Here is a 22,434-nt window from a genome sequence, read left to right on the forward strand (position 1 = left end):
GTTTAAATATATGTAAATATAGGTGTCAAGACAGCTTTTTTATCTATAAGATAAAATTTAAATAGATGTACTGTAAATGGAGGGGGCAACTATGCGAACTGCAGACGTTGTCATTATTGGCAGTGGGATTGCTGCTTTAATGGCTGCTGAGGAAATTTGTCAGTCTAAAAATGTGATTCTATTCACAAAGAAAAAAATTTGGGACAGCAATTCGATGCTAGCACAAGGTGGGATTGCAGCTGTAATGTCTGAGGATGATTCTTGGGAACTTCATAAACAAGATACACTCGAAGCGGGTTGTAATGTAAATAATATAGAAGCGGTAGAAGAGCTAGTAAAGAACGGAACAACGTCTATGAAGGATCTTGTTTCTATTGGCATGGAATTTGATAAAGATGAATCAGGTCAGTTCCATCTTGGTAGAGAAGGAGCGCATCGGAAAAATAGAATTTTACATTCTGGCGGAGATGCCACTGGAAAGCATTTAGTGGAAACTGTTTATGCTCGGATAAAAGATAAAATAACCATTATTGAACATGAAATGGTAATTGATTTAATCATACAAGATGGTAAATGTAAAGGCGTTTATATACTTAATGAAAATGGTGAATTAGAATCTTGTTTTGCTAATACAACACTTCTGGCAACAGGCGGTATTGGGGCAATGTATCAATTTAGTTCTAATAATAAGGCCATAACTGGAGATGGAATTGCTATGGCATATCGAGCAGGTTGTGAGATGGCTGATTTGGAATTTATTCAATTTCATCCTACCATGCTTTATATTAATGGGGCATGTAAAGGTCTGGTATCAGAAGCGGTTCGAGGTGAAGGAGCTTACTTAGTAACGAAAACTGGTCGTCGCATTATGAAAGGAATTCATCCCTTTGAAGATTTAGCACCAAGAGATGTTGTTAGTAGGGCGATCTTTAATGAAATGCAAAACGGGGAAGAAATCTATTTATCGATCGAAATGATTGATGGATTTGAACAACGTTTCCCAACAATTACTGCCAATCTTATTAATAATGGAATTGATCTACAAAAAGGATTGATTCCTGTTGTTCCCGGCGCACATTTCCACATGGGTGGGGTAAAGACATCAGCAAACGGAGAAACGACAATTCCAGGATTGTATGCAGTAGGTGAGGTTGCTTGTACAGGTGTGCACGGTGCAAACCGACTTGCTAGTAATTCTTTATTGGAAGGGATTGTGTTTGGTAAAAAGGTTGCGAGATTTATTGCTGACCTTCCTTTAGCTAAAATAAATGAGAATCAACCGAAATACATGATACCAAGATTTAGAACGTTACCTACGAAAGATGAAATAAAAGAAATAATGATGAAGTATATCGGTATTGTAAGAAAGGAAGCAGATTTAAATAAAGCAATCACATATTTTTCTTACTTCTTAGAATCTAAAACAATAGATTCACGCCCGATGAACAAAGAGGAACTAGAAAGATACAATATGCTAATTACTGGAAAACTAATTGCAGAAGCTGCTATAAGAAGAAAAGAAAGCATCGGCTCACATTTTATAGAATATATAGACCAACCAGCTAAAATTTGAGGAGAGAATTTCATGAATACATTAAAAGCTAAAAAAATGATTGAGCAATTTTTACTAGAGGATATTGGAGAAGGGGATCTATCCTCAATTCATATTTTTCCAATACATGAAAGAACGACTGGAAAAGTACTTGCAAAAGCAGATGGAGTAATTGCTGGTACTGAATTAATCGAAATAACTTATAAATTACTTCATGAAGATATAAAAGTAACACTGCACGTTAAAGATGGTGAATCTGTTCAGGCAGGACAACTACTTGCAGAAGTAGAAGGACCAGTTCAAGTATTATTATCAGGTGAAAGAGTTATGCTTAATCTTTTACAACGAATGAGTGGGATTGCAACGCTTACTTCAAAAGCAGTTGAAACATTAAACGACGAGAAAATCAAACTTGTCGATACAAGAAAAACGATGCCAGGTTTACGTTTATTTGATAAGTATGCAGTTACTTGTGGTGGTGGAGCGAACCATCGTTTTGGTTTATATGATGCAGTGATGCTTAAAGATAATCATATTGCTTACGCAGGTTCAATAAAAAATGCAGTTGATTCATTACGAAATAAATTAGGTCATATGGTAAAAATTGAAATCGAGACTGAAAACAAAGATCAAGTTCTTCAAGCTATTGAAGCTGGTGCAGATGTCATTATGTTTGATAATCGTACTCCAGATGAAATCAAAGAATTCGTTAAGCTTGTACCAGAAACGATTGTAACTGAAGCTTCTGGTGGAATTACATTAGATAATTTAGCAAGTTTTCAAAACTGTGGTGTAAATGTTATTTCTTTAGGCTGTTTAACACATTCAGCAAAAGCATTAGATATAAGCTTCTACTTGTAATATAGTAGGGATTGGAGTGGGGAAAATGAACGTTTTAGATATGATACAAAAAAATGAAGGATATCAAATTCCTGATGAGTACTATAAATTATCAACTGAGGAAATGGAAAAAAGAGTAAAAGATATAAAAGAGAGATTAGGTGATGCTCTTTTCATTCCAGGTCATCATTATCAAAAGGAAGAAGTTGTAGTTTTCTCAGATTCGACAGGAGATTCTCTACAACTTGCTCAAGTTGCTGCTAATAATAAAAAAGCAAAATATATTGTATTCTGTGGTGTACATTTTATGGCAGAGACGGCAGATATTTTAACAGAAGATGAACAGATTGTTATTTTACCTGATATGAGAGCAGGCTGTTCAATGGCAGATATGGCAGATCACCATCAAACTGATCGTGCATGGATAGAGTTACAGAAGCTTTTCGGAGACACGATTTTACCGTTAACATATGTTAATTCAACTGCTGCTATTAAAGCGTTTGTCGGTAGAAATGATGGTGCAACCGTAACATCATCTAATGCTAAAAAGGTTGTTTCGTGGGCTTTCACACAAAAAGAACGTATATTGTTCTTACCTGATCAACATCTAGGTAGAAACACAGCATTTGAATTAGGTGTACCTTTAGAGCATATGGCGATTTGGAATCCAATAACGGATACTTTAGAATATGAGGGCGATCTAAATAACATCAAAGTAATATTATGGAAAGGTCACTGCTCTGTTCATGAGAATTTTACAGTAAAAAATATTGAGAATGTAAGAAAAAATCATCCGGATATGAGGATTATTGTGCATCCAGAATGTTCTAGAGAAGTTGTAGCAGCAAGTGATGACAATGGATCTACTAAATATATTATTGACCAAATTGAAGCTGCTCCTGCAGGAAGTAAGTGGGCAATTGGAACTGAAATGAATTTAGTTCAAAGAATTATTAAAAATCATCCTGATAAGGAGATCATTTCATTAAATCCATTTATGTGTCCATGCTTAACAATGAATCGTATCGATTTACCACATTTATTATGGTCTTTAGAAAATATTGAAAAAGGTAACATCCAAAATATTATTACAGTTGATAAACAAACTGCAAAAGATGCAATTAAGGCATTAGATAAAATGCTTGAGCTTGCTTAAAAATAAATATCATAAAAAATTAAAATCATTTAGTTCAACCTGAGCTAGATGATTTTTTTATAGAAAAAACAAGAATAAAGTAAATACTTATACAAGCTTACTCGTCATAAATTAAAATACCTTCTATCATAAATACAAATATTCAGACATACATTGTTGTGAGGTACTAATGTACAATCCAACGTAGAGGCAATTGGTCAGGAGGGGAAAAGGTGAGAATTCACATAGTAATAAAGGGCGATACCCTTAAGAGCATTGCTCAAAAATATAACATCGACTATGAAGAGATAGTTAAATTAAATGCCCAACTAAGTAATCCAGATATGATCTATCCTGGCATGAAAATTAAAGTGCCAGAAAGGGGAGAAAAACCAGCCCCATTAGGTTCTAAAAAGGAGGTACAGCTACCTAAAGAACCTAAGCCAAGTGTTGCTTTAGAGGTAGAAGAAGGAAATGTTCAACCTGTAGCTCAGCCACAGCCTGTTGTCCAACCTACAGCTGAACAACCAAAACCTGCTGTCCAACCGACTACTAAGCCTGAGAATAATTTGAATATTAATGTAGAGGTTACACCGACAGTAAAACCTGTAATTCAGGTACCTATTCCACCTGCAAAACCGACTGTATCACCTGCGACAAATAATGCGAATCAACAAGTATCTCCTGTTCAAACTGGAAAACCAAATGCGAACATACCGCAAGTTGTTTCGCCAGTGGCAGTTAAAATTCCGATAAATGATAATAAATCAAATGTGAACACCAAGGGAGGACAAAGCATGTCAGAGAAAAAGAACTACTTCCCAGGATCATTGGTTTCTCCGTCAACACCAAATCCGCAAGTATCTCCTGTGGAAACAGGAAAACCAAATCAACAAGTATCACCAGTATCAACAGGAAAACCAAATCAACAAGTATCACCGGTATCAACAGGAAAACCAAATATGCAAGTATCACCAGTAGCAACAGGAAAACCCAATGTGCAAGTATCACCGGTATCAACAGGAAAAGCGAAAGAGCAAGTATTACCAGTAGCAACAGGAAAACCGAATATGCAAGTATCACCGGCAGCAACAGGAAAACCGAATATGCAAGTATCACCAGTATCAACAGGAAAGCCGAATATGCAAGTATCTCCAGCAGCAACAGGAAAACCGAATATGCAAGTATCACCAGTATCAACAGGGAAACCAAATATGCAAGTATCACCGGCAGCAACAGGAAAACCAAATACGCAAGTATCGCCAGTGGCAACAGGAAAACCAAATGCGCAAGTATCACCAGTAGCTACTAATAAAGCCCAAACTTTACCAGCTTATATGGGGCCAAATAATGCACCACAAACAATGCCAGCATATATGGGACCGAATGCACCACAAACAATGCCAGCATATATGGGACCGAATGCACCACAAACAATGCCAGCATATATGGGACCGAATGCACCACAAACAATGCCAGCATATATGGGACCGAATGCACCACAAACAATGCCAGCATATATGGGACCGAATGCACCACAAACAATGCCAGCATATATGGGACCGAATGCACCACAAACAATGCCAGCATATATGGGACCGAATGCACCACAAACAATGCCAGCATATATGGGACCGAATGCACCACAAACAATGCCAGCATATATGGGACCGAATGCACCACAAACAATGCCAGCATATATGGGACCGAATGCACCACAAACAATGCCAGCATATATGGGACCGAATGCACCACAAACAATGCCAGCATATATGGGACCGAATGCACCACAAACAATGCCAGCATATATGGGACCGAATGCACCACAAACAATGCCAGCATATATGGGACCGAATGCACCACAAACAATGCCAGCATATATGGGACCGAATGCACCACAAACAATGCCAGCATATATGGGACCGAATGCACCACAAACAATGCCAGCATATATGGGACCGAATGCACCACAAACAATGCCAGCATATATGGGACCGAATGCACCACAAACAATGCCAGCATATATGGGACCGAATGCACCACAAACAATGCCAGCATATATGGGACCAAATGCACCACAAACACTACCAGCATATGTAGGACCAAATCCAAACGCAGCTCAAACGCTACCAGCATATGTAGGACCAAATCCAAACGCAGCCCAAACGCTACCAGCATATGTAGGACCAAACCCTAATGCAGCCCAAACATTACCAGCATATATGGGACCAAATGAAAACTTCCCACAAACAATGCCGGCATATATGGGACCAAACGCAAACTTCCCGCAAACAATGCCAGCATATATGGGGCCAAACGCAAATTTCCCACAAACATTACCAGCATATATGGGACCGAATGAAAACTTCCCACAAACATTACCAGCATATATGGGACCAAACGCAAACTACCCATATTATCCACGAGGAGAAGGAGGGGCATTACCAACATTACCGAGTTTTGGAGCTATGCCGATGCTGCCAGGATTAACTGGAGAAGCACCACCGACTGGAGGAGTGCCAGTAGCACCAGTTCCGCCAACTGCGATGCCAACGCCATTACCAGCACCAATGCCTACACCTTTACCAGCACCAATGCCAGGAAATAATGCGCAAACACTACCAGCATATATGGGACCGAATCCAAATGCAGCCCAAACATTACCGGCATACATGGGACCGAACGGAAACTTCCCACAAACATTACCAGCATATATGGGACCAAATGAAAACTTCCCAGCAACATTACCAGCATATATGGGACCAAATGAAAATTTCCCAGCAACAATGCCGGCATATATGGGACCAAATGAAAACTTCCCAGCAACATTACCAGCATATATGGGACCAAACGCAAATTTCCCACAAACATTACCAGCATATATGGGACCAAACGCAAATTTCCCGCAAACATTACCAGCATATATGGGACCAAATGAAAACTTCCCACAAACAATGCCAGCTATGGACTATCCAAAGTTCCAAGGCGGACCAGTTATTTCACCGTATGCTACTGGACCGAATACTCCAATGTATCGTGATGCATCAGAACCTTATTTTGATCCAAATTCGCAATTATTTACTCCTTATGCACAAAATCAGTCTTCATACGGAGTGCCATATTTTGAGGAAGATGAACAATAAAGAATTTTATATAAAAAGGCGATTAATTTCTAATCGTCTTTTTTTTATTTTAACTATTTCATACAGGAATTAATTGGTTTAGAAATTAATTTCTCATGTAACAGCCTTTAAAGACTACTTATTTTACTTAAAATGAGTTTCAAACCATCAATTAACAATTTAAAAACCACCTAAAAAGGTCAACCTAACTCTGTAATACAACTTTAGTATTACAATTGACTGTAATTAAAGGGAGGGTTTTATATTGAATAAAAAAGGTCTTATCGTTGCTACAGGTACAGTGCTAACAGCTTTAACATTATCTGCTTGTGGAACAAACAATAATGCCATGAATGACCATAAAAGAAATGTTGGTTATGAAAAAGTAAACTTCAATAGACCGACAAACCCTTATGCGGTTAATTACCGTTATGAAAACGTAAACTATCCTAATAACCAAGATTATTTCACAAAGAAAAATAATCACTACGGAAATGATCGTATAAATGAAGGTTTAAGTAGTGAGTATTCTAATGATGGCGTAATCCATGATGGAACATATGGAAGAAATGTCAATAATATGAATAGAAACTACACGATGGATCAAGTTCGTTATAATAACGATTTAAACACAGCTCCACTTGTACCATATACAAATATTAGTACAAACACTAATATGAACGCGGGTGAACGAAAGTTTGCGGACCAAATTTCTAAACGAGTAGAACAAATGTCAAATGTAGACAAAGCAAACACGGTTGCTGTTGGTGATCAGGTTCTTGTTGCAGTAGATTTGGTAAATGAAAATGTTGATGAAAGCGCATTTCGATCAAAAATTAAAGACGCTTTATCACCATACACGAGTGGTAAAAAAGTTTATGTAACATTCGATGGAACAATTAGAAATAATTTAAATAACGTTCCAAATGCCACTAAAAATGTATTATACGATACAAAAGAAAATGTTAAACATATGTATCGAAATGTAAAAAATGATGTTAAGGATGCAACTAATCCAAACCGATAAAAATCAATTTTTACACTGAAAAGGAAGAAGCTCTGCTTCTTCCTTTTTTAGAGTGTTCAAATAGAGTAAATTGTGAGGGATGGGATTTCACCAAGCTATAGTTACATTAATTTCTTGTTTCTTTTCTAATTACATAACTTTTCTTAATTTAATGATGAAAAATAAGTTCCTTTTAGTTCTTAGAATAATTAAATAATTCGTTTGATGAGGGTTAAACAATATGGTAAAGTGATTTTTATATTGACCAAAAGTTCGAAGTGGTCAATTGGTTAATAAGAGAATTTGAGGTGAGTTTTTTGAAAAAGCAAAATATTTTACAAGCTGCCGCAAAGTCATTTACCATTTTTGGCTATAAAGCAACTACAATGAGTCAAATCGCAAAACAAGCAAATGTTGGAAAGGGAACAATCTATACTTTCTTCAAAAATAAAGAAGAATTGTTTGATGAAATCATCAATAATTTGATTACAGAAATGAAATTTTTAGCAGAACAATCCATTCATGATGAAGATTCATTCATTGAAAAAGCTCATAAAGGAATTGAAGTTTTTATTGCTTTTCATAATGAACATGAATTAACAATAAAGTTACTTCAGGAACAAAAAGAAATTGGAACGACTATAGTACATGACGCTTTAAAACGATTGAATCATTCAATCATTCAATACATACAGAAAAAAATTGAAGAAGCAATAGCAAAGAAAGAAATTGTTGAATGTGATCCCGAAATAACTGCTTTGGTAATGTTTCGACTTTATACAACACTTAAAATAGACTGGGAGAAAGAGCACGAAGCACTAAGTCCTAAAAAAATTACTGAGTTGTTTAACTTTTATATACTAAATGGTTTATCAAAAGGGCAGGATTAAGGGTCAGGTGACTAGGAGGAGAAAATTTTGATTTTAAAATTAGATAATAAAGATAAAAAAATGGCAAATTTAATTTTAAATGTACAGTTACCTGCATATAAGGTAGAGGCAAAGTTAATCAATTTTGAAGGAATACCACAATTAAAGGACAATGTCGAAAGTATTAGAGATTCCAAAGAAATCTTTATCGGTTATGTGATTGAGAATGATTTAAAAGGATTTTTGGCCTATTCAGAAGGCGATAACGAATATCAAATATGTAGATTAGTAGTACATCCTAGTTGCTTTAAGCGGGGCATTGCAAGAAAATTAGTTAATTATTTTTTAAATGAAATTGCCAAAAAGAAAAAGGTAATTGTTTCAACAGGATCAGATAATCTACCAGCCATTAACTTATATAAAACTTCTGGTTTTAAATTTCATAAGAAAATTGAAGTGGCACCTAATTTTTTTATATCTCTATTTGAAATTACATTTGGAAATTAAATGCTAAAATTAGACTGAAATTCATTAACATTAAAGCTGTTAGTAAATTTCATTTATGTTTATTTCGTCTCCCTTTCCTAAAGACAACTCTTTAGGTTTTTTTGTTTAGAAGATTAATGGCCATTTGCAAATAAAAATTTATTAACATCTTGGATAAAGATAAAAGGAATGGTCAAACTAAAAAAGCTTGTATGATTTTGTCTAAAGGAGTGGATGTTTGTGAAAAAGTTCATTTTAATATTTGTTTGTTTACTAGCTTTATTAATACCGGCACAAACTGAAACATTGGCAGCTCATAATGATATTCATCATAGTTCTAACAAAAAGGGGATTACAATCATTTTACATAAAGTATATATAAACGGTGAAGTGATTGAGGAAATTTATATTAATCAACACAAAACGCTGGTTCAAGTAAAAAAAGAATTTAAGGGATGGAAAGTTATAGAAGAAAATGATGATCAAATCGTACTAATGAAAAAAATAAATGATCTTTCACCTACTTTAAAGTCGAAAGGTTATTTAGGAATAAATTCAAATGGAGTTTTGAATTTATATATTGGAGTGCCAAGTGGTAATAATATTATTGAATCTTTTTTTCAAATAGATACGAATAAATTAGAAGTAAATAAACAAAAGCAGCTTGAGAAAGGGATTAAAATTTCGACCAAAAATCATTACGATTATCTATTACATTACTTAAAAGAGTATGAAAGAATCGTAAATTAAATTTAGGAATTCAACTGTGGTCAATCGGTAACGACTATTTAAAAATTAAAAAGAATCCACCAGGTAATTCATTTTCCTTGTGGATTTTTTGTATTTGTATGGTTCAAGTCATTTTTTCTGTTTCGAACTTCCTTTTCCTTATTTCGTTCCCATTCACTTCGCAAAATTGAATAAACATAAGTATCATGCACTGTGCTACCTTGTATTAAATACTCGCGTAGTAGGCCCTCATTCGTAAATCCTATCTTTTCAAGAAGTTTTTGGGAAGGTAGATTTTCTGGATAAACGATCGCACCAATTCGATTTAGTTTAAGATGATCAAATCCATATGATAATAATGCTTTTAAAGCCTCTGTCGCAAAACCTTTTCTCCAATAGTCTGGGTGTAGCTCATAGCCAACTTCAGCCCTTTTGTTTCGTTCATTGTAGGCAGTAAATCCACATGTTCCGATTAATTTGTTTGTTTCATTATCAATCATCCCCCAACGGATGCCATTGCGCGTTTCATACATTTCTCTAAAATAATGAATTACGTCCAATACTTCACTACTATTTTTTAGTGCATCTAGTCCATAATATTTTGTGACATCTTCTCTTGATAAAATATTGAACATTCGATTAAGATCAGTGACTTTTATTTCTCTTAAATAAAGTCGCTCTGTAGTTAGAATTGGAAACATGTTCAAATCGAATGGCCTCCCTATAGATTTTCTTAAGTATCGAGCTTTTGCTAAATATTATTAGTCATTTTTATATTAAACTTTTTTAGTTAAATCATATGTATAAAATTTTTATTTTCGACAGCCGACTATTTTTTTCCTTCTTCTATCTATGGTACAATGGAATACATGTAAAAAGGGGAGAAAACCATGTACGAATACATAATTGGAAAGATAGAATGGGTTGGACCAGAATATATTGTAATTGATCATAATGGAATGGGCTATCAATTATTTACACCTAATCCATATGTTTTTAGACCTTCAAATGAAATCTTAAAAGTTTATACTCATCATTATGTAAGAGAAGATGTTATGATGTTATATGGTTTTAAAACACTAGATGAACGTACTTTATTTCAAAAATTGTTAAGTGTGTCAGGAATCGGTCCTAAAGGTGCCTTGGCAATTGTTGCGACTGGTGAGCCAAATCAAATTGTTCATGCAATAGAAGAAGAGGACGAGGTATTTTTAACAAAATTTCCTGGTGTTGGTAAAAAGACAGCAAGACAAATGATCCTTGATTTAAAAGGAAAACTTGAAAAAGTTTTTGGAGCAGTTCAAGTCGATTTATTTACTGACCTAGATGCTATTGAGGAGAAAGAAAGTGCAGCATCTTCATTAGATGATGCAATTGAAGCTTTAAAAGCATTAGGCTATGCAGAAAAAGAAGTTAAAAAGATCGTACCGTTATTAAAGAATGAGAAACTTTCAACTGATGAATATATTAAAAAAGCACTTCAATTACTATTGCAAGCTAAGAGGTGATGAAAATGGATGACCGAATTTTATCAAGTGAAAGTAGTGGCGAGGAATTTGATCAAGAGCTTTCACTAAGGCCTCAATCATTAAGGGAATATATAGGGCAAGATAAAGTTAAAAAGAATTTGCAAGTTTTTATTGAAGCTGCAAAAATGCGAAATGAGTCTTTAGATCATGTTCTATTATACGGTCCTCCTGGATTAGGTAAAACCACTTTAGCAGCGATTATTGCGAATGAACTAGGTGTTGGATTCAAAACGACTTCAGGACCAGCGATTGAACGTCCTGGAGATTTAGCAGCTATTTTGACTTCACTTCAACCAGGAGATGTATTATTTATCGATGAAATTCACCGATTGCCCCGAACAGTAGAAGAAGTACTTTATCCAGCAATGGAAGACTTTTTCTTTGATATCGTAATTGGAAAGGATGCAACTGCTAGGTCGGTAAGAATTGATTTGCCACCATTTACATTAATAGGTGCAACAACTAGAGCAGGTCTCCTTTCTTCACCACTTAGAGATCGTTTTGGAGTATTAAATCGATTAGAATTTTATACAGTCGAACAGATTGCATTGATCGTTAAAAGAACAGCAGAGTTATTTGGAATGGAAATTGAAAATGACGCTGCTTTAGAGGTAGCTAGAAGGTCTCGAGGTACACCTCGAATTGCAAACCGTTTATTACGAAGGGTTAGAGATTTTGCTCAAGTTCAAGGGAGTGGAATCATTACCTTTGCCATTGCTAAAGACTCTTTAATTCAAATGCAGGTAGATGAAGCGGGTCTAGACCATATCGATCATAAATTGTTACTAGCTATTATAGAGCGATTTCGAGGTGGTCCTGTTGGGGTTGATACGATTGCAGCTTCGATCGGGGAAGAGTCACAAACGATTGAAGATGTATATGAGCCATATTTACTACAAATTGGATTTCTTCAGCGGACTCCTAGGGGACGAATTGTTACTGATTTAACATATAAACATTTCGGGTTGCAGGTGCCGGAGCAATGATTGATTTGTCAAAAATTTTAATTACGTTAGGAATTATCTTACTAGTTGTTGGATTGTTTATTCGATTTGTTGGGAAACTTCCAGGCGATATTTTTATAAAAAAAGGAAATGTATCGTTTTACTTTCCGATTGTGACATGTATTATCATAAGTATTTTACTCTCACTTATTTTTTCACTATTTGGGAGAAAATAAATGAGTAGGAATAAATAAAGTTTGGAAAAGGGAATTGTGGATAACCTCCCTTTCTCCTTACTTCTGAAATTTATGAGGTGTATAGAAATGGATGTAAATTTATTTGATTTTGATTTACCTGAAGAATTGATTGCGCAGACTCCTTTGTTGGACCGAGAAGCATCGAGACTTATGGTATTAAATAAAGAATCTGGAAATGTAGAGCATAAACAATTTCCAGATGTGTTAGATTATTTACAAGAGGGCGACTGTTTAGTTTTAAATGAAACAAAAGTCATGCCTGCTAGATTATTTGGTGTAAAAGAAGATACAGGTGCTCAAATTGAAGTATTATTACTTCAACAAGAAGAGCAGGATGTATGGGAAACATTAGTTAAGCCTGCTAAAAGAGTAAAAGAAGGTACAATCATTTTATTTGGAGATGGCAGATTAAAGGCAGAATGTGTAGGCTCTAGTGATCAAGGTGGAAGAAAATTAAAATTCCAATACGATGGGATTTTTTATGAGATCCTAGACCAACTAGGTGAAATGCCACTTCCTCCATATATTAAAGAAAAATTAGAAGATAAAGATCGTTATCAGACAGTATTTGCAAAAGAAATTGGTTCGGCGGCTGCGCCTACGGCAGGTTTACATTTTACAAAAGAACTCTTAGCTAAAGTTCAAGAAAAAGGTGTAAAGTTAGCATTTATTACATTGCATGTAGGTTTAGGTACATTTAGACCAGTAAGTGTAGAATCTATTGAAGAACATGATATGCACTCGGAATACTACTATATGTCTGATGAAACGGCTAAACAGTTAAATGAAACGAAAGCAAACGGTGGTAGAATCATTACTGTTGGAACAACTTCTACTCGTACAGTTGAAACGATAGCTACAGCTAATAATGGTAAGTTTGAAGGGTCTAGTGGTTGGACGTCTATCTTCATTTTCCCAGGATATAAATTTATGGGAATTGACGGGATGATTACGAACTTTCATTTACCAAAATCAACTCTAATTATGCTGATTAGTGCTTTAGCTGGAAGAGAACCAGTTTTATCTGCTTATAAAGAAGCAGTAGATCAAAAATATCGCTTTTTTAGCTTTGGCGATGCAATGTTAATACTTTAAGAATTGAAAGGAATCGAAAAATGACAGCAATTCGTTATGAACATATTAAAACTTGTAAGCAAACAGGTGCGAGATTAGGTATTGTCCATACTCCACATGGTTCATTTGAAACTCCAGCATTTATGCCTGTTGGAACTTTAGCCACTGTTAAAACAATGGCTCCTGAAGATTTAAAAGCAATGGGATCAGGTATTATTTTAAGTAATACTTACCATTTATGGTTAAGACCTGGTCATGAGATTATTAAAAAAGCTGGTGGCTTACATAAATTTATGAACTGGGATCGTGCAATCTTAACAGATTCAGGAGGATTCCAAGTATTTAGCTTAAGTCAATTCCGAAAAATCGAAGAAGAAGGCGTACATTTCAGAAATCACTTAAATGGCGATAAACTATTTCTTTCACCAGAAAAGGCGATGGAAATTCAAAATGCATTAGGTTCTGATATAATGATGGCGTTTGATGAATGTCCACCATACCCTGCTGAGTATGATTACATGAAACGTTCAGTTGAGAGAACTAGCAGATGGGCAGAGCGTTGTTTAAATTCACACCAAAGACCAGAGGATCAAGGATTATTTGGTATTGTACAAGGTGGAGAATACGAAGAACTTCGTAAACAATCCGCAAGAGACTTAGTTTCTTTAGATTTCCCAGGATATGCAATTGGTGGATTATCAGTTGGTGAACCAAAGGATGTAATGAATAGAGTTTTAGAATTTACGACTCCTTTACTACCTACGGATAAACCAAGATATTTAATGGGTGTAGGTTCTCCTGATTCATTAATTGATGGCGCAATTCGAGGAGTCGATATGTTTGACTGCGTACTTCCAACTCGTATCGCTCGAAATGGTACATGTATGACAAGTGAAGGGCGATTAGTAATTAAGAATGCAAAATATGCAGAGGACTATTCTCCACTTGATCCTAATTGTGATTGTTATGCATGTAAAAACTATACAAGAGCATATATCCGTCATTTAATCCGATGCGAAGAGACGTTTGGAATGCGATTGACTACTTACCATAACTTACATTTTCTGTTACAATTAATGGAACAAGTTCGCCAAGCAATCCGCGAAGACCGTTTAGGTGATTTCCGAGAAGAGTTTTTTGAACAATACGGTTTTAATAAGCCGAACGCTAGGAACTTCTAAAATTTACATATTGAAAGGAAGATTAAGATGGGTAATGGTTTAATGGGGATTTTACCTCTAATATTAATGTTCATAGTTTTCTACTTCTTACTAATCCGTCCACAACAAAAGCGTCAAAAGCAAACAGCTACTATGCAAGCTGGAATTAGCAAAGGCGATATGGTTGTAACAATCGGTGGATTACACGGTTTAGTTGATGCTGTTAACGAAGAAAATAATACAATTACATTAAAAACTACTGATGGATCACGTATGGTATTTGAAAAAAGCGCAATTCGTGAAACAAGAACACAAGCTTAATTTTAATTAATTGTATCGTAAGAAACGCTAGTTCCATTTTGGAAACTAGCGTTTTGTTTTTTTAAGAAATTTAAATTAAGTCTCAAGTGATTTAGACAAAATTCAAAAAAAGTTGATGATCAGACTAATTATTTATTATAAGATTTATTACTTGCTGCATTCACTCCAAAAATTGAACCTAACATACAAACACCTAAGAAAATACCATGATACATTATTTGTTCCTGTGAAAAAGTTCGGTCATAACCAAGAAACTGTACAAAAAATACAAAAATAGAATACGCTCCACTCGTTAATAATCCAAGAATCCAACCCTTTTCTTTCCCTTTCGCTCCTGTAACAAAACCACCAATTAACATAACGATAAATGATAGGATAAGAGTTGTTGTTGTGACACTTGCTTCTGTAAGTGAAGTTAGTTTAAGTAATAATGATAAAATCAAACTAATTGACAATACTAATAATAGAATAGTTAAAAAGCCAAAAGAGACAGCTACAGCTGTTTTTTTCATTCATATTCCCCCTTGTACACTCTTTTAATACAAGCATATTCATGAGATGAATTTTTAGAATACTTATAGGGCAATTACAAATAGTAAAATTATGAACAAAATTCTACTATTATTTTCTTTATGGAAAATTAGTTGTATTTGGACTTATATTTACAGGTGTTAAGTGCTAGCTTAAGAACATGTTTTTTTACAATCAACAAGTTTTGGATGTGAGGGTAAGTAAAATGGAATTAGGTTCTATGACGATTCGGACGATTTCAATCTATTTAATCATTGCACTTTTCTTTCGATTAATGGGTAAAAGAGAAATTGGGGAGTTAAGTTTGTTAGATTTGGTAGTTTATATTTTGTTAACTGAAATAGCAGCTATCGGAATTGAAACCCACAATGAACCGATTATAAAAGTGATTTATCCAATGTTTTTAATTGTGGTTATACAAATAATTTTTTCTCTTATCTCATTAAAAAGTGTTATGTTTAGAAAAATATTAGATGGACATCCAGTATTAATTATTAGTAAGGGAAAAGTACTAGAGAAAGAGATGAAAAAACAGAGATACACATTTGATGATCTATTACTACAACTAAGAGAGAAGGATATTGGAGATGTAAGGGATGTTGATTATGCATTACTAGAGCCTACAGGAAAATTATCAATATTTAAAAAGGAAATAAATGGTGATATAAATTATAGTTCACTTACATTTCCATTAATATTAGACGGTGTCGTTCAAGAAGATAATTTAAATCAGTATCATAAAGATAAACAATGGTTATTAGAAGAGTTAAAAAAACATGGTTATGATGAATTTAAACAAGTATCTTATTGTAGCTTACGAGGCGGAGAAATATTTTTTGATAAGAAAGACGAATAATGAAGGATCTAGAGAAAACAGTATCATGCAGTGGAAATTAACTAACATATACATAAAATAAAATTAATAAACCACAAAGTACATTAATTACCTTGTGGTTTCAGAGTTTTGAAATATAAAACGGTCAATAAAGAAGACGTATATTAAGTGAACATTTATTAATGATTAAATTATCATTTTTGGATGATCTATTACTGGTTTTTTCAGAAGTGAAAAATATTATGAGCTAATTTTTAGAAAAAACAAATTCAATTGATTAGTTTATTAATTAATGTTCGATATTAATGGACCTACAAACTGATTAATAAAAACAACTGATAGTTTACTCTAAGTAAAGGCTATTTGATTAGGTTTTAAATCGCAGACTTTTTTTGATGAATAAGTTGATTGAAACGGTGCTCGACTCCTATGGGATAAGCGGGAAGGCTGAGACCCCGCAGGCTTGCCGAGGAGGCTCAGGTCTCGCCCCATGGACAGCGAGCATCCCGTAGTGGAAATCAACAACATTAAACAACCTTTACGAAAATTTGGTAAATAGTTGACAAGATTGTTTTTCAACAGCGTAAAACCACAAAGTACTTAAATTACTTTGTGGTTTTGTTATGATCTATTCTATTGTCAATTATCTTGTAATTAGCTTTTTAAAGAATGGGATTCGGATGATCTCATCTTTCTTAACTAGGTTAAATAATAGTATTAATAAGATATACATTAATGTGACAACAGAAATACTAGTTAAAGTTTGTACTAATAATGAGGATGAAAAAACTACGTATTCCTTGATGAATTTTCCGACATAAATACAAATTCCTAAAATGATTAGACAATAAACATAGTCCTTTACGAAAATTGAAAAGTTGATGGCCTTTAATACGGTGAAATAGTGAAGAACTGTTATTGTTACAATACTAATATTCATAGCTAAGGCAACACCGTTAATCCCGAACTTTGGATTTGTAGCTAGTAATAAAATACTAGCAATTTTAACGACCGAACCGACAAAGCTATTGATCATTGCTGAATTTGCAAGGTTAAGCGCCTGCAATACAGCTTGTAGTGGTCCTTGGAAATAGTAAAAAATAAAGCAAGGTGCTAAAAGTAATATAAAATTTGTAGCTTGGTCACTTTTGTACATTAGTGTTAAAATCGGTGAGGCAAAGACGTATAAAATGACAACAGACCAACCACCAGCAATCATTGAGTAGCGAAGTGCTTGCTGCAATCTTCTTTCAACAGTTACACGATCTTTTTTGGCCATTGCTTCACTAATCGCTGGCACAAGTGAAGTAGATAGTGCATAAGTAATAAACGCTGGTAAAAGTAATAGAGGTAATGCGTATCCTGCAAGTAAACCATATTGCTTAGTTGCAACTGCTGCGGTTACCCCTGCAATCGCTAAACTTTGTGAAACAACTATTGGTTCTAAAAACATTGAAATTGAACCAATTAAGCGACTTCCAGTTGTTGGTAATGCAATACTTAATAGGTCGCTAAGAGTTTTTCTTCCATCTTTAATATTGTTCTTAAATCCAGAAATGAACTTTGCATTTTTTTCTTTCTTAAAAACATAAAGCATATAAATTAATGAAGCTAATTCTCCTAATACAGAAGAAATAATGGCGCCACTAGCGGCAAATTCAACTCCATATGGTAAAAAAGTTTTAGTACAAACTGCAACTAGTACTATACGAACAACTTGTTCAATAACTTGGGAAAAGGATGAAGGGCGCATATTCTGTACGCCTTGAAAATATCCGCGTAAAACTGATGAGATTGCAATAATTGGAACAACTGGTGCGATGGCAATTAGTGGGTACATAGTCCTTTCATCTGTTAATAAGTTTTTAGCAATAAAAGGGGATAAAAATATCATTGCTGTTGTAAAAATAATACTTAATATGCCAGTTATTGACATAGAAACAGCTAAAATCTTTTTTATCCGATCTTGTCTATTTTGAGCAACTGCTTCTGCAATTAATTTTGAGATGGCAATTGGTAGGCCGAGCTGTGTAAGCGTCATGACCAAAAATAGTGTCGGGACTGCCATCATAAATAAGCCTACGCCTTCTTCACCCATTATTCTTGCTACAACAATACGATTAAAAAATCCTAATATTCTTGTGATGAGCCCTGCAATAAGTAAAAAAAACGTTCCTCTTAAAAACGTTTGCTTTGTCATTACTTTTACCACCTTCTCAAACAGCCTAGAATGATTTACAATTATATATATGCTAGAAATGTAGGCAAGCATGACAAGTTAGTTCAACATCTAGGAAATGAAATATGAAGGTCTAAAATCATTTTTCTAAAAATACAGAAAATTAGGGGGGAAGAGTATGTCGACTTTTCATCAACAAGCTGCAGAATTTAAACCTAAGCTACAGGTAGTAATTGAAAGTAAACTGGATGAATTTAGAATGCTTGGATTCGATACTGTCAGTGAGGATGACTTATGGGAATGTCTCGAAAGAACATTATGGCGAAAGAAAGAGGACGAACCAAAGCTTTTTCAACTGGTAGAAGACATACTCTCATTAACTGTAAACGATTATATGAATTATATTCGAATCGAAGCATTTAAATCACCTACTTGGCAGTTTGGGGAGTCAGTTTGACCATTAATTGACAATAAAAAAATTGCATTTGTATAATATAAGAATGAAAACATACCATTTTCGTACTAGAACTTGAACTAGTTAGAGGAGGAAATTCACAACATGGTGAAGCGTAACAGAATTGTTGCCTTCTTCTTAATTATTGCTGTATTAGCAGCAGTAATCGGCACAACTGTATTTGGTACCGCTAAAAATATTAAGCTTGGTCTGGATTTACAGGGCGGGTTTGAGGTGCTTTACAAAGTTAAGCCGATTAAGAAAGGTGACAAAATTAACAAAAATGTTTTAGTAAGTACAGCAAAAGCTCTTGAAAAACGTGTAAACGTATTAGGTGTAAGTGAACCAAACATTCAAATCGAAGGGAAAGATCGTATTCGTGTACAATTAGCTGGTATAAAAGATCAAGCTAAAGCACGTGATATTCTTTCTACGGAAGCGAACTTAACAATTCGTGACGTAAATGATAAGGTTCTAATGACTGGAGCGGATTTAAAAGAAGGCGCTTCAAAGCAAACATTTGACCAAATGGGTAAACCTAGTGTATCAATCACATTTAAGGATGCTTCTAAGGTTAAAGATGTAACAAGTAAAGTGTTAAAAATGGGTGCTCCAAATAATATGATGGTTATTTGGTTAGATTTCAAAGAAGGGGAAGACTCTTTCAAAAAGGAATCTGCAAAAGCAAAGCCTAAATTTTTATCTGCAGCTAGTGTAAATCAAGTATTTACTGACGATTCACTTTCTATTGTTGGTTCTACATTTACAGTTGAAAGTGCAAAAGAACTTTCAGACTTATTAAATGCAGGGGCTCTTCCAGTGCACCTTGAAGAAATGTATTCAACATCAATCGGTGCCAAATTCGGTACAGATGCTCTGCATGAAACAATATTTGCTGGAATTATTGGTGTATCAGTTATTTTCTTATTTATGCTTTATTTCTATCGCTTACCAGGTTTAATCGCAAGCATCATGTTAATGGCTTATACTTACGTAACATTACTTGTATTTGACGGCATGAATGCAGTATTAACACTTCCAGGTATTGCTGCATTAATACTTGGTGTTGGTATTGCGGTTGATAACAACATTATTACTTTTGAGAGATTGAAGGACGAGCTTAAACTAGGAAAATCAGTTGCGTCTGCGTATCGTGCAGGTAATCAGCGTTCATTTGGAACTATTTTTGATGCTAATATCACAACTTTACTTGCTGCGGTGGTATTGTTCATATTTGGAACAAGCTCAGTAAAAGGATTTGCAACAAGTTTAATTGTAAGTATTTTAGTAAGCTTTTTAACTGCAGTTTTCGGAACTCGTTTATTACTTTCTTTATTAGTTCAAAGTCGTTACTTAAATAATAAGAAAACTTGGTTTGGTATTAAACAAAGTGAAATTCTTGGATTAAATCATAATTTAGCACATCCACCTACAAAATATGACAAGGTTGATTTTGTAAGTATTGGTCGTAAATTTGTTTATTTTTCAATTGTAACTTTAGTTGTCGGCGTAATTCTACTTTCAGTATTCCGACTTAATTTAGGAATTGATTTTGCAAGTGGTACACGTGTAACATATGAATCAAAATCAGCTGTTACAAAACAAGTTGTTAATAATGAATTATCAAAAATGGACCTAAAACCTGAAAGTATTACTGTTTCTACAAATGATGCAAAAACAGGTTCAATCGTATTTAAAGGTGTATTAACAAAAGATCAGATTAATGATTTGAAAAAGGATTTTACAGCTAAATTTGGGGTAGAACCAAACGTAAGTACTGTTGATCCAGTTGTTGGAAGAGAATTAGCAGCTAATGCAATTAAAGCATTAATTATTGCGTCAGCAGGTATTATTCTTTATGTATCATTACGTTTCCAATTTTCATACGCAATTGCTTCTGTAATTGCCTTACTACATGATGCTTTCTTCATTGTTGTAGTATTTAGTATTTTTAGATTAGAAGTAGATATAACATTCATCGCAGCGGTTCTAACGATTGTTGGTTATTCAATTAATGACTCGATTGTTACATTTGACCGAGTTCGCGAAAATATGAAGCTTAAGAAGAAAATTCGTACTAGAGAAGAATTGAAAGAAATTGTAAATGAATCAATTCGTCAAACTTTAGGACGATCTGTTAAAACAGTTCTAACAGTAGTATTAGCAGTACTTGCATTGCTTTTATTCGGAAGTCACGCAATTCTTAACTTCTCAATCGCATTATTAGTAGGATTAGTTGTTGGAACATATTCTTCAATCTTTATCGCTTCACAAATTTGGTTATTTATTAAAGGTCGCCAACTTGATAAAAACCAAATAATCGATGTTGAAGAAGCTAAATAAATTTAAAAGAGTATAGGCTCATGCTTATACTCTTTTTTGTATTAAATTCATTATCATTTGAAGATAATAATATAATGTGTTAATAATGATAAGTGTATTTTTTTAGAGTTAGTAAAAGGGAAGTAGGTAAAGTATATGGAACAGGAAGAGCGTTATAAGGAAGCCAAGAAAGGGGCTTATATCGGAATATATGGAAATTTACTTCTAGCAATTGTTAAAGCGATTATCGGATACATTGGAAATAGTAAAGCGTTAATGGCAGATGCAGTACATTCTGCGTCAGATGTGGTTGGTTCCATAGCGGTCTTATTTGGTTTAAGAGCTGCGAAAATGCCTCCAGATGAGGATCACCCTTATGGTCATGGTAAAGCTGAATCAATCGCAGCAATTATTGTTGCCGTCCTTTTATTTATCGTTGGAATTGAAATAACTAAATCCTCAATAACCGCATTTTTTAAGCCTGTACATCCACCAGAGTTAATCGCTTTATTAGCAGCTTTTATATCTATATTTTTAAAAGAATGGATGTTTCGCTATAAATATGCTTTAGGGAAAAGGTTAAATAGTGATGCAATCATCGCGAATGCATATGAACATCGTTCTGATGTATACTCATCTGCTGCAGCTATGGTTGGTATTGGAATTGCAATTCTAGGTACTAAATTTAATATGCCAGTACTTTTATATGCAGACCCTGCGGCTGGTCTTATTGTAGCAATAATGATTTTAAAAATGGCTTGGGATATTGGAGCAGAATCAATACATACGACATTGGATCATGTCCTTCATGAAGAAGATATTGAACCATATAAAGAAATCGTTAGAAACATAGAAGGAGTTAAGGAAATAAATACTCTTTATGCGAGAGAGCACGGATATTACGTCATAATTGATATAAAAGTCTCCGTAGACCCATATATAACAGTTGAAGAAGGGCATAAGATCGGTAAAAATGTTAAAACAAAGTTGATGGAGCACAATGATGTGGAAAATGTTTTTGTCCATATTAATCCATATAATGATAAAAATAACTCTTTCATCCAATAAGTTTACTTTAGTATAATAGTA

At 34.3% G+C, this 22,434-nt stretch carries 21 protein-coding genes; 18 read left to right on the plus strand and 3 right to left on the minus strand.

The window, feature by feature from the left end; all coding sequences use genetic code 11:
• Positions 1-91 precede the first annotated feature (91 nt).
• The 8 genes from nadB to EP747_RS00740 all read left to right on the plus strand — a co-directional run bounded on the left by nadB (position 92) and on the right by EP747_RS00740 (position 9,760).
• Entirely contained in the window at positions 92-1,573 is a 1,482-nt protein-coding gene (nadB, locus tag EP747_RS00705; protein WP_129688077.1) for an L-aspartate oxidase, read from the plus strand.
• A 12-nt stretch (positions 1,574-1,585) separates the two neighbouring features.
• On the plus strand, positions 1,586-2,413 hold the full coding sequence (gene nadC / locus EP747_RS00710) for a carboxylating nicotinate-nucleotide diphosphorylase (RefSeq protein ID WP_129688078.1): 828 nt from the start codon (positions 1,586-1,588) through the stop codon (positions 2,411-2,413).
• 25 nt (positions 2,414-2,438) lie between these two features.
• A complete protein-coding gene (nadA, locus tag EP747_RS00715) occupies positions 2,439-3,548 on the plus strand; it encodes a quinolinate synthase NadA (RefSeq protein WP_129688079.1) in 1,110 nt (369 codons plus the stop codon).
• 212 nt (positions 3,549-3,760) lie between these two features.
• The gene (locus EP747_RS00720; protein WP_165346756.1) at positions 3,761-6,670 is read left to right on the plus strand and encodes a LysM peptidoglycan-binding domain-containing protein; all 2,910 of its coding nucleotides are present in this window, start codon (positions 3,761-3,763) and stop codon (positions 6,668-6,670) included.
• Between the two features lie 244 nt (positions 6,671-6,914).
• A complete protein-coding gene (locus EP747_RS00725) occupies positions 6,915-7,676 on the plus strand; it encodes a YhcN/YlaJ family sporulation lipoprotein (protein WP_129688081.1) in 762 nt (253 codons plus the stop codon).
• 287 nt (positions 7,677-7,963) lie between these two features.
• Positions 7,964-8,545, plus strand: coding sequence for a TetR/AcrR family transcriptional regulator (locus tag EP747_RS00730; protein WP_129688082.1), 582 nt, complete (start codon positions 7,964-7,966; stop codon positions 8,543-8,545).
• Positions 8,546-8,572: 27 nt separating this feature from the next.
• A complete protein-coding gene (locus EP747_RS00735; protein WP_235832718.1) occupies positions 8,573-9,031 on the plus strand; it encodes a GNAT family N-acetyltransferase in 459 nt (152 codons plus the stop codon).
• 219 nt (positions 9,032-9,250) lie between these two features.
• Positions 9,251-9,760 carry a BofC C-terminal domain-containing protein gene (locus EP747_RS00740; RefSeq protein ID WP_165346758.1) on the plus strand — a complete coding sequence of 170 codons (510 nt, stop codon included), beginning with the start codon at positions 9,251-9,253 and terminating at the stop codon, positions 9,758-9,760.
• A gap of 68 nt (positions 9,761-9,828) precedes the next feature.
• Here the strand turns inward: EP747_RS00740 and EP747_RS00745 are convergent, their stop codons facing one another.
• Positions 9,829-10,440, minus strand: a complete 612-nt coding sequence (locus tag EP747_RS00745; RefSeq protein ID WP_129688816.1) for a GNAT family N-acetyltransferase — start codon at positions 10,438-10,440, stop codon at positions 9,829-9,831.
• A 189-nt stretch (positions 10,441-10,629) separates the two neighbouring features.
• On the opposite strand from EP747_RS00745, the gene ruvA reads away from it, so the two are divergent.
• The 6 genes from ruvA to yajC all read left to right on the plus strand — a co-directional run bounded on the left by ruvA (position 10,630) and on the right by yajC (position 15,024).
• Positions 10,630-11,247: a Holliday junction branch migration protein RuvA gene (gene ruvA / locus EP747_RS00750; protein ID WP_056472609.1), complete on the plus strand. Its 618-nt coding sequence runs from the start codon at positions 10,630-10,632 to the stop codon at positions 11,245-11,247.
• 5 nt (positions 11,248-11,252) lie between these two features.
• Positions 11,253-12,254, plus strand: coding sequence for a Holliday junction branch migration DNA helicase RuvB (ruvB, locus tag EP747_RS00755; RefSeq protein WP_129688084.1), 1,002 nt, complete (start codon positions 11,253-11,255; stop codon positions 12,252-12,254).
• Positions 12,251-12,448 (plus strand): DUF2905 domain-containing protein, encoded by a 198-nt coding sequence (locus EP747_RS00760; RefSeq protein ID WP_056472616.1) that lies wholly within the window; start codon positions 12,251-12,253, stop codon positions 12,446-12,448. The genes ruvB and EP747_RS00760 overlap by 4 nt, the downstream gene beginning before the upstream one ends.
• A gap of 87 nt (positions 12,449-12,535) precedes the next feature.
• Positions 12,536-13,564, plus strand: a complete 1,029-nt coding sequence (queA, locus tag EP747_RS00765; protein WP_129688085.1) for a tRNA preQ1(34) S-adenosylmethionine ribosyltransferase-isomerase QueA — start codon at positions 12,536-12,538, stop codon at positions 13,562-13,564.
• A gap of 20 nt (positions 13,565-13,584) precedes the next feature.
• Positions 13,585-14,724: a tRNA guanosine(34) transglycosylase Tgt gene (tgt, locus tag EP747_RS00770; RefSeq protein WP_129688086.1), complete on the plus strand. Its 1,140-nt coding sequence runs from the start codon at positions 13,585-13,587 to the stop codon at positions 14,722-14,724.
• Between the two features lie 27 nt (positions 14,725-14,751).
• The gene (gene yajC, locus EP747_RS00775; protein ID WP_235832719.1) at positions 14,752-15,024 is read left to right on the plus strand and encodes a preprotein translocase subunit YajC; all 273 of its coding nucleotides are present in this window, start codon (positions 14,752-14,754) and stop codon (positions 15,022-15,024) included.
• A gap of 128 nt (positions 15,025-15,152) precedes the next feature.
• On the opposite strand, the gene EP747_RS00780 is transcribed toward yajC, so the two are convergent.
• Positions 15,153-15,536, minus strand: a complete 384-nt coding sequence (locus tag EP747_RS00780) for a TIGR04086 family membrane protein (RefSeq protein ID WP_069035161.1) — start codon at positions 15,534-15,536, stop codon at positions 15,153-15,155.
• Positions 15,537-15,760: 224 nt separating this feature from the next.
• On the opposite strand from EP747_RS00780, the gene EP747_RS00785 reads away from it, so the two are divergent.
• Positions 15,761-16,411 (plus strand): DUF421 domain-containing protein, encoded by a 651-nt coding sequence (locus EP747_RS00785; RefSeq protein ID WP_129688087.1) that lies wholly within the window; start codon positions 15,761-15,763, stop codon positions 16,409-16,411.
• A 622-nt stretch (positions 16,412-17,033) separates the two neighbouring features.
• On the opposite strand, the gene spoVB is transcribed toward EP747_RS00785, so the two are convergent.
• Positions 17,034-18,590 (minus strand): stage V sporulation protein B, encoded by a 1,557-nt coding sequence (gene spoVB, locus EP747_RS00790; protein ID WP_129688088.1) that lies wholly within the window; start codon positions 18,588-18,590, stop codon positions 17,034-17,036.
• A 157-nt stretch (positions 18,591-18,747) separates the two neighbouring features.
• Between spoVB and EP747_RS00795 the strand changes: the two genes are divergently transcribed.
• The 3 genes from EP747_RS00795 (at position 18,748) to EP747_RS00805 (ending at position 22,413) form a co-directional block, all read left to right on the plus strand.
• Positions 18,748-19,026 (plus strand): post-transcriptional regulator, encoded by a 279-nt coding sequence (locus tag EP747_RS00795; RefSeq protein ID WP_069035158.1) that lies wholly within the window; start codon positions 18,748-18,750, stop codon positions 19,024-19,026.
• Between the two features lie 102 nt (positions 19,027-19,128).
• Positions 19,129-21,366: a protein translocase subunit SecDF gene (secDF, locus tag EP747_RS00800; RefSeq protein ID WP_129688089.1), complete on the plus strand. Its 2,238-nt coding sequence runs from the start codon at positions 19,129-19,131 to the stop codon at positions 21,364-21,366.
• A 135-nt stretch (positions 21,367-21,501) separates the two neighbouring features.
• Positions 21,502-22,413: a cation diffusion facilitator family transporter gene (locus tag EP747_RS00805; RefSeq protein ID WP_129688090.1), complete on the plus strand. Its 912-nt coding sequence runs from the start codon at positions 21,502-21,504 to the stop codon at positions 22,411-22,413.
• Positions 22,414-22,434 lie beyond the last annotated feature (21 nt).

Origin of the sequence: Gottfriedia acidiceleris, from assembly GCF_004138285.1 — a bacterium.
Classification (GTDB): domain Bacteria; phylum Bacillota; class Bacilli; order Bacillales; family Bacillaceae_G; genus Gottfriedia; species Gottfriedia acidiceleris_A.